The sequence below is a fragment of the Actinomadura sp. NPDC048032 genome (genome assembly GCF_040653175.1).
Lineage (GTDB): Bacteria > Actinomycetota > Actinomycetes > Streptosporangiales > Streptosporangiaceae > Spirillospora > Spirillospora verrucosospora.
Genome location: NZ_JBEZJP010000397.1, coordinates 1 through 7,750, shown reverse-complemented (window position 1 = coordinate 7,750; position 7,750 = coordinate 1). Strand labels below are relative to the sequence as shown.

At 73.5% G+C, this 7,750-nt stretch carries 7 protein-coding genes; 4 read left to right on the top strand and 3 right to left on the bottom strand.

Translation table 11 applies throughout. The features are described from left to right. Positions 1–730: SDR family oxidoreductase (locus AB0C69_RS34255; RefSeq protein WP_360359170.1), on the bottom strand; the 730-nt coding region annotated here is incomplete at its 3' end. A 211-nt stretch (positions 731–941) separates the two neighbouring features. On the opposite strand from AB0C69_RS34255, the gene AB0C69_RS34250 reads away from it, so the two are divergent. Both AB0C69_RS34250 and AB0C69_RS34245 read left to right on the top strand, forming a co-directional pair. Continuing rightward, a complete protein-coding gene (locus AB0C69_RS34250; protein ID WP_345181689.1) occupies positions 942–1,391 on the top strand; it encodes an OB-fold domain-containing protein in 450 nt (149 codons plus the stop codon). Then, entirely contained in the window at positions 1,388–2,578 is a 1,191-nt protein-coding gene (locus tag AB0C69_RS34245; RefSeq protein ID WP_360359166.1) for a lipid-transfer protein, read from the top strand. Before AB0C69_RS34250 ends, AB0C69_RS34245 begins: the two co-directional genes overlap by 4 nt. A gap of 9 nt (positions 2,579–2,587) precedes the next feature. On the opposite strand, the gene AB0C69_RS34240 is transcribed toward AB0C69_RS34245, so the two are convergent. Then, positions 2,588–4,195, bottom strand: a complete 1,608-nt coding sequence (locus tag AB0C69_RS34240) for a protein kinase (RefSeq protein WP_353833466.1) — start codon at positions 4,193–4,195, stop codon at positions 2,588–2,590. A 76-nt stretch (positions 4,196–4,271) separates the two neighbouring features. Beyond that, positions 4,272–4,643 carry a hypothetical protein gene (locus tag AB0C69_RS34235; RefSeq protein ID WP_360359163.1) on the bottom strand — a complete coding sequence of 124 codons (372 nt, stop codon included), beginning with the start codon at positions 4,641–4,643 and terminating at the stop codon, positions 4,272–4,274. 383 nt (positions 4,644–5,026) lie between these two features. Between AB0C69_RS34235 and AB0C69_RS34230 the strand changes: the two genes are divergently transcribed. Together AB0C69_RS34230 and AB0C69_RS34225 are read left to right on the top strand one after the other, a co-directional pair. After that, positions 5,027–5,626: an ATP-binding cassette domain-containing protein gene (locus tag AB0C69_RS34230; protein ID WP_360359160.1), complete on the top strand. Its 600-nt coding sequence runs from the start codon at positions 5,027–5,029 to the stop codon at positions 5,624–5,626. A gap of 28 nt (positions 5,627–5,654) precedes the next feature. Further along, positions 5,655–7,750, top strand: a 2,096-nt coding sequence (locus tag AB0C69_RS34225; protein ID WP_360359157.1) for a YhgE/Pip domain-containing protein, incomplete at its 3' end; no start/stop codon positions are given.

Sequence of the window (7,750 nt, the reverse complement as noted above, 5' to 3'; positions counted from 1 at the left end):
GATGGACGATCGCGTCCTGCCCGGCCACGGCCGCGTCGCCCGCGAGGAACACCGCGGCGTTGGCGATGTCCTCGGGCTCGCCGATGCGGCCGAGCGGCATGTACTTGCTGATCTCGGCCTCGTTGTTCTCCCACAGGGCGCGGGCGAGGTGCGTCTTGACCAGGCCGGGCGCGATGCAGTTCACGCGGACCTTCGGGGCCAGCTCCATCGCGAACTGCCGGCTGAGGTGGATCACGGCGGCCTTGGTGGCGTTGTAGTAGCCGATGCCGTGCTCGGTGAGCATGCCGCCGACCGAGGCGATGTTGATGATCGCGCCGCCGCGCTCGGCGAGGGAGGCGCGCAGCGCCAGCTGCGTCCACTGCACGACCCCGAACTGGTTGACCTGGACGGTCTTGGCCGCGGCGGCGGGCTCGATGTCGGCCATCGGGCCGAAGTAGGGGTTCGTGCCGGCGTTGTTGACCAGGACGTCGAGGCCGCCGAACTCGGCGACGGCCGCGTCCACGCAGGCCGCGGCCTGCTCGGCGTCGCCGACGTGGGCCGCCTTGGCGAGGACGCCCGCGCCCGGGTGCGCCGCGCGGATCTCCTTGGCGACCTCGTCCAGCGCCTCCTGCTTGCGGGAGGACAGGACGACGTTCGCCCCCTCGGCGGCGAGCGCGGTGGCGATCGCCTTCCCGATTCCCCGGGACGCCCCGGTGACCAGCGCCGTCTTGCCCTCTAGACCAGTCCGCATCCGCACGCTCCCTGCCTGTCCGCACCCTGAGGGCCTGCCTGTTCGCACCCTGCGGGCGGCATCACCAGAATCCGACTCGGTTCACTGTACCGAAGTGACTGACGAGTCAGTTAGGTGGGTTCGCATGGTCCGTCCCGCTCACCGGACACGTCCCGTTCGGGGCGCTCGCCCGGTTGTTACGCTGCGCCCGGTCGGAGACGAGGAGGACCGCGTGACCACGACCAAGGAACGCCGTCCGGCGATCGAGGGCTGGTTCGCCGCCGCGGACGGCGACGTCCGCCTGCTGGGCACCCGCTGCGGCGCCTGCGGAACGCCGTACTTCCCGCGTAACGAGCTGGCCTGCCGCAACCCGGCCTGCACCGGCCCGAAGGACGGCTCCGAGCTGGAGCCGTACGCGCTGTCGCGGCGCGGGCGCGTCTGGTCGTACGCCGACTCCCGGTACAAGCCGCCGCCTCCCTACGTCTCCCCCGACCCCTTCGTCCCGTACACCGTCGCGGCCGTCGAACTCGAAGCCGAGCGCATCGTCGTCCTGGGGCAGGTCGCCCCCGGCCACACCGTCGACGACCTCGCGGTCGGCATGGAGGTCGAGCTGACCGAGGGCGTCCTCTACGAGGACGACGAGGCCGAGTACACCGTCTGGATGTGGAGGCCCGTGAAATGACGCGCGACATCGCCGTGCTGGGCGCGGGCATGCATCCGTGGGGCAAGTGGGGCCGCAACTTCGTCGAGTACGGTCTCGCGGCGGCGCGGGCCGCGCTCGCCGACGCCGGCCTCGCGTGGACGGACGTCCAGTACGTGGCGGGCGCGGACACCATCCGCAACGGCTACCCGGGGTTCATCGCGGGCGCGACGTTCGCGCAGGCGCTCGGCTGGTCGGGCGCGCGCGTGTCCAGCTGCTACGCCGCATGCGCTTCCGGAGCGCAGGCCATCAACAACGCGCGCGCGCAGATCCTCGCGGGTCTCTGCGACGTCGCGTTGGTCGTGGGCGCCGACGCCGCGCCGAAGGGCTTCTTCAAGCCCGTCGGCGGGGACCGCCCCGACGACCCCGACTGGCTCCGCTTCCGCCTCTTGGGCGCCACCAACCCCATCTACTTCGCTCTGTACGCGCGCCGGCGGATGGCGATGTACGGCGCGACCCTGGACGATTTCGCCGCCGTCAAGGTGAAGAACGCCCGGCACGGGCTGTCGAACCCGAACGCCCGGTACCGCAAGGAGGTGACCGTGGAGGACGTACGCGAGTCCGCCGTGGTCGCCGATCCGCTGCGGCTGCTGGACATCTGCGCCACCAGCGACGGCGGCGCGGCGCTCGTCCTGACGTCCATGGAGTTCGCGCGCGGGCACGGCATCGCCGACCCGGTGCGCATCCCGGCGCTGTCGACGGCGACGCCCACGTTCCCGAAGACCGTCCTGGACCTGCCCGACTTCGCGACGGACTCGGCGATGACCGTCCCGGAGCCCGAGCGGCCGTTCCGGTCCGCGATCGCGCACGCCGCCTACGAGGAGGCGGGCATCGGCCCCGAGGACCTGTCGCTCGCCGAGGTCTACGACCTGTCCACCGCCCTCGAACTCGACTGGTACGAGGACATCGGCCTGTGCGAGAGGGGCGGCGCCGAGGAGCTGCTCCGCTCGGGCGCCACGGCTCTCGGCGGCCGCGTCCCGGTCAACCCGAGCGGCGGGCTCGCCTCCTTCGGCGAGGCGATCCCGGCTCAGGCGATCGCGCAGGTCTGCGAGCTGACCTGGCAGCTGCGCGGCCAGGCCGAGGGCCGCCAGGTGGAGAACGCGCGGGCCGGCATCGCCGTGAACCAGGGCCTCTTCGGCCACGGCTCCGCCGTCGTCGCCGTCCGCTGACCGGAACGGCTAGGCGACGGTGAAGCCGTCGCAGGTCAGGTAGTAGGCGTCGCCGTTCGGGCGGACGTGGAACCAGATGACCGTCCAGTCGCCCTTCATCAGCGGGTAGGTGCCGTTTCCGGCGCCCTCCCATTTGAACTCCGACGGGTAACGCATGTTCAGCCACGCGGCCTGGCCGGGGTACATGTGCGGCTTGCTCTGCACCACCCCGGTGACGCCGTTGCCCTGCTGCTCCACCGGCGGACGGACCTGGATGGCCACGTAGTACTTGGCCGGGTCCGCGTACTTGAAGCGCAGGCCGAACTCGACGGTCTTCTCGGTGTACGGCTGGCGCGGTACCGACGTCTGGGTGTCGTTCGTGAGGTCGAAGTCCTCCGGACGGGCGGCGGGCTGGCAGGTCTTGGCCGCCTGGGTCCACCGGAGGTCCGCGATGTCGGCGGGCTGCTTGATCAGGATCCGGTCGGGCGGGACGCCGTTGGCGGCGGCCGAAGTCCTGCTGCCGGGGGTCGAGCCCGCGGGATCACCGGTCGCGGTGCCGCCCTGCGTTCCCTGCCCGGCCCGGGGCTTGTTCCGGTTCTCGTCGCCGCCGCCGTCCCCATTGAGGACGAACCGTGCGAGCAGGGCGCCCACCAGGACCACGGCGGCCACCCCGGCGCCCGCCGCGATGACGGCGGCGCGCGACCGTCCGCGCGAGACGCCCGGGACCGTCCTCGTGCGGTCGGCCGGGACGAGCCCCGACGCGACCGCGTCGGTGACGCTGGCGGGCATCGGCGCCGGAACGCCCACGATCCGCCGGTAGGCGGGGTCGGCGGCGAGGGGGCCGAGCGCGGGCAGCTGCTGGAGCAGCCGCTCCAGCGGGATCCTGGCCTCCGGCTCCTTCGCGGCGCACTGCCGGACCAGCCCGGCGACGCGCGGGTCGACGCCCTCCAGGTCGATGTCACCGCTGAGCGTCCGGTGGATGATCGCCTCGATGCGCCCGCCGCCGAACGGGGGCCGTCCCGTCGCGGCGTAGGCGACCGTCCCGGCGAGCGAGAACACGTCCGACGCGGGAAGCGGCTGCTGCTCGCGGACCACCTCGGGCGCGACGAAACCGGGGGTGCCGTTCCACGCGCCGGTCTGGGTGATCTGCGTCTGGCCCTCGCCGCGCGCGATGCCGAAGTCGATCAGCCGCGGCCCGTCCGGGGCGAGGATCACGTTGCCCGGCTTGAGGTCGCGGTGCTGGACGCCGTGCCGGTGGATCTCCAGCAGCCCCTGCGCCAGTTCGGCGAGCAGCCGCACGCAGGTCTCGGGAGGCAGCGGCCCGTGCGCGGCCACCGCCTGGCGGAGCGTCGGCCCGGGGACGTACTCCGTCGCCAGCCAGTACGGCGGCGCGTCCAGGCCGGCGCCGACCATCGCGGCGGCGAACCTGCTGCGCACCCGCTCGACGGTCGCGACCTCGCGCCGGAACCGGGCCAGCGCCGTCGGCCCCTCGAAGTCCTCCCGGATCACCTTGAGGGCGATATGCCGCCCGCTGGCGGTCAGCCCCAGATAGACCTGCCCCATGCCGCCGGCGCCCAGGCGCCCCAGCAGCGGATAGCCGCCGATCGCAGAAGGATCTTCCAGACGGAGTGCTTCCATACTTTCCCCGGCCCCTCGTCAACACGCACCGCCGCCAAATGATCTCATTCCGGGAGGAGCCGTGTGGACCGGGTTCTCAGTCGGCCTGGCGGGCCACGTGGAGGGCCCAGGCCACCAGGGGGACCTGGAGCGGGAGGCGGGCGTAGGCGGCCGCGCGGAAGGGCAGCGGGCGGTGGCGCCAGTCGCGGGCCATCTTCACGTTGGCGGGGAAGACCGCCGCCATCAGGCCCGCCGTGGCGAGCGCGCCCGCCTTGCGGGTGCGGGGGTGGGCAACGGCCGCGGCGCAGGCCAGCTCGGCGACGCCGCTGAGGTAGGTCCAGGTCCGCGCGCCGCCGGGGAGCCGCTCGGGGACGAGCGCGTCGAACGGCTTCGGAGCGGTCATGTGGAGGGCGCCCATCCCGGCCATGAGCGCGGCCAGCCTGCGGTGCGCGTGTGACGACTCGGTCATCCCCGGAGTCTGTCAGATCGGACGCCCCGTCCAATAGTGGTGGCACCGCCTCCCTGGTCAGATGGGGCGTGTGTGACCTAAATCACGTCATTGATCCGTGTGACCCCAGTCGTGGGGGTCACGTGTCTGATGTCACCGCTCGGGTGGATTCGCGAAGTTCGCAGCAGAGCTAGGTTTGTACTGACCAGTCAGTTCAATAACCGGCTCTCCGGAAGGTCGCGATGACGTCCGATCACCAGACTCCAGGGGCGGCCGCCGTGGCCGGGGGGACCGCGGCGCCCGTCCCTGGACCCCGCCCGAGCGGCTCAGGGGCTGGCGGGGGCCGCCCCGGAGCCGGCCCCGCGCCCGCGCACGGCTCGTCCGTGCGGGCGCGGGACCTCGGAGTGAAGGGGGCACGGGGCTGGGTCTTCCGCGACGTCCACCTGGACGTCCCGGGCGGCGCGCTGGTCGCCGTCAGCGGCATCGCGGGCACCGGGCGGACCGCGCTGCTGCTCACGCTCGCCGGGCGGATGCGGCCCGCCGAGGGCACGGTCGCGGTGGGCGGGGTCACCGGGCTCAGGCGGATCCAGCGGGTCGCGGCCCTTGGGATCGTGCCGGGGGTGACCGAACTCGACCCGGCGCTGACCGTCCGGGAGCACGTCGACGAGGCGCTCGCGCTCCGCGAGGGCGTCCTCGGCAGGTTCCGCGGGCGCGAGGCCCGCAGGCGCCGGATCCTCGAACGGGTCGGCCTCGACGTCGCCCCCGGGACGCTCGCCGAAGAACTCGCGCCCGACGAAGCCCAGCTCCTGGGCGCCGCCCTGGCGCTCGCCGGAGATCCCGGGCTCCTCCTCCTCGACGACGTGGACGAGGGCCTGCCCGCCGACCGGCAGCACGACCTGTGGCGGCGGCTCGCCGCCGTCGCCGCCGGCGGCGTCACCGTCATCGCGTCCTGCCACGACGCCGCGCCCGCCGAGGGCGTCGCCACGCACGCACTCCCCCTCTAGCAGAACCCCCAAGCCAGGAGACCCCCCGATGAGACTTCCCGCGTTGACCTCGGGCGGCCTTGAGCTGCGCCGCTTCCAGCGCAACCGGCTGACCCGCGTCGCGATGGCCGGGCTCGTGCTGCTTCCGCTGCTCTATGCCGGTCTGTACCTCTGGTCATTCTGGGACCCGTACGCGCGGCTCCAGCACGTTCCGGTCGCGCTCGTCGTCCAGGACCGGCCCGCCAAGGCCGGCGGCAGGACCGTCCACGCGGGGGCCGACCTGGCGGACGAGCTGAAGAAGCGCAAGGTCTTCGACTGGCGCACCGTCTCGGCGGCGAAGGCCGAGGAGGGCGTCCGGTCCGGGAAGTACTACATGTCGCTGACGATCCCCGCCGACTTCAGCGCGCGGATCGCGTCGCCGTCCGGGGACGGGACCCCCGCGCCGGCCGGGTTGCGGCTCCAGATGAACGACGCGAACAACTACGTCGTCGGGACGCTCGCCCAGGCCGCGTTCAAGGAGATCAGCGCCGCCGCCGGGAGCGAGGCGGTGCGCGGCTACCTCGACCAGATCTTCCTCTCCTTCGGCAAGCTGCACGGCGAACTCGGCAAGGCCGCCCAGGGCGCGGACGAGCTCGCGACGGGGTCCGGCCAGGCGCACGACGGCGCGGGCAAGCTCGCCGAAGGCGCGGGCAAGGCCGAGGCGGGCGCGGGGAAGCTGAAGGGCGGCATCGACGAGGCCCGCGCCGGCAGCGGCAGGCTGACCTCCGGCCTGGAGGAGCTCCGCACCGGAACCGGCCAGGTCGCCGCCGGAATGCAGCGGCTGACCGCGACCGTCGACCGCGCGGGCGACACCCTCGTGCCGCTGCTGAGGGAGAACGCCCCCGAGATCCGCCAGGCCGCGCTCGCCGTCGCCCAGGGTGCGGACGCCCTCGCCGACGGCGCCGGACGGCTTCCCGCCCAGACCGCCGCCGCCGTCCAGCGCGCGGAGAAGGCGCAGGCCGAACTGGACGCCTACCTCGCCGCGCACCCGGAGGTCCCCGCGGACGTCCGCCAGGACCTCACCCGGGCGGCCGCGCAGGTCGTCGCCGTCGCGAAGCAGGTGGACGGATACATCAGCGACCGCACCGGCGACCTGCGCAAGGTCGCGGCCGACGCCCGCACGGTCGAGCGGGCCGCCCGCAAGATCGCCAAGGACGCGCCTTCCCTGGCCGCCAGGGTCGAGAAGGCGCGCCGGGACGTCGACCGCCTCAACGCCGGAACCCAGCGGGTCAACGCCGGGACCGGCCGCCTGCTCTCCGGATCGTCCCAGCTCACGGCGGGGCTCGGCACGCTCTCGGGAGGCGCGGGCGAACTCCGGGGCGGGCTGGGGCGGCTGTCCGGCGGCGCCGTGACCCTGGAGACCGCCCTCGCGCAGATCTCCCACGGCAACGAGCAACTGGCGAACGGCCTCAACGAGGGCGTCTCCCAGATCCCGGACTACGGCGCCGGGGAGCGCGCCGCGCGCGACGACATGATGAGCAACCCGGTGCGGCTCGCCAGCTCCACCGAGAACGAGGTGCCGAACTACGGGACGGGGTTCGCGCCGTTCTTCGTCCCCCTCTCCCTGTGGGTCGGCGGCATGATCATCTATATGCTGCTGCGCCCGCTGAACCCCCGCGCGCTCGCGGGCACCGCGCCCGGACGCCGCGTCGCCCTCGCCGGCTGGCTGCCCGCCGCGGCGATCGGCGCGGCGCAGGCCTGCGTCGTCCTCGCCGTCCTGCACTTCGCGCTCGGCCTGCGCGCCGAGCACTGGCCCGGACTCGTGGCGTTCCTCGCGCTCGCCTCCGCCGCGTTCCTCGCGGTGATCCAGTGGGTGAACGCCCGCTTCGGCTCGATCGGCCGGATCATCGCGCTGGCGCTCCTGATGCTCCAGCTCACCTCGGCCGCCGGCACGTACCCGATCGAGACGAGCCCGGCGTTCTTCCAGGCCATCCGCCCGTACCTGCCGATGCCGTGGGTCGTGGACGCCGTCCGGCACCTGATCAGCGGCGGCGACCTGTCCTCGGTATGGCAGGGTTGTGCGGTGCTGGCCGCCTTCCTGGCCGGCGGGCTCGCGCTCACCGCCCTGGCCGTCCGGCACAACCGGGTCTGGACGGTGAAGCGCCT

Coding starts and splice junctions, on each gene's coding strand:
- AB0C69_RS34245 (WP_360359166.1), top strand. CDS start 1,388: ATGACGCGCGACATCGCCGTGCTGGGCGCGGGCATGCATCCGTGGGGC.
- AB0C69_RS34240 (WP_353833466.1), bottom strand. CDS start 4,195: ATGGAAGCACTCCGTCTGGAAGATCCTTCTGCGATCGGCGGCTATCCG.
- AB0C69_RS34235 (WP_360359163.1), bottom strand. CDS start 4,643: ATGACCGAGTCGTCACACGCGCACCGCAGGCTGGCCGCGCTCATGGCC.